Here is a 610-nt window from a genome sequence, read left to right as displayed (position 1 = left end):
GGTCTCGCTCGGCTCCCTGACCGAGGCGGAGAACTTCCTCGACTGGGTGCACCGGGTGCTCGAGACGCTGCCCGGACCGGAACGGCTGCACCCGCTGTACACGATCTACGGCGGTGGCCTGCCCCCCGAGGCAGTCCTCGACTCGCTGCCCGGGTACGCCGGGTCCCGGCCGGTGCGCGTCGGCAACGCCGCGAACTCGCAGGTTCAGCTCGACGTCTTCGGCCCGATCGTGGACCTGATCTCGCACCTGGCCCACGCGCGGGAGAAGCAGGGCACCGCGCAGGCCCTGACCGACGCCGACTGGGACCTGGTGTGCGCCATGGTCTCCGCGGTCCAGCGCCGGTGGTCCGAACCCGACAACGGCATCTGGGAGATCCGCGGCAACCCGCGGCACCACGTGTACTCGAAGGTGATGTGCTGGGTCACCGTGGACCGGGCGCTGACCCTGGCCACGCGCTTCGACCGGGAGGCCGGACAAGACTGGGAGGCGCTGCGCACCGAGATCTCCGACGAGGTCAAGGACCGCGGCTGGAGCGACCGGGCCCGCTCGTACACCGCCGCCTACGACGGCACCGACCTCGACGCGGCCACCCTGCACATCGGGCTGTCC

At 71.5% G+C, this 610-nt stretch carries 1 protein-coding gene; it reads left to right on the top strand.

The window, feature by feature from the left end; genetic code table 11:
• The coding region (locus AC1DYG_RS18830) for a glycoside hydrolase family 15 protein (RefSeq protein ID WP_477641396.1) at nucleotides 1-610 on the top strand (610 nt) is incomplete at both ends.

This window comes from Pedococcus sp. P1_H8 (assembly GCF_056405175.1).
The sequence above is the reverse complement of the archived record's forward strand: the minus strand, read 5'-3'. Positions and strand labels throughout refer to the sequence as shown.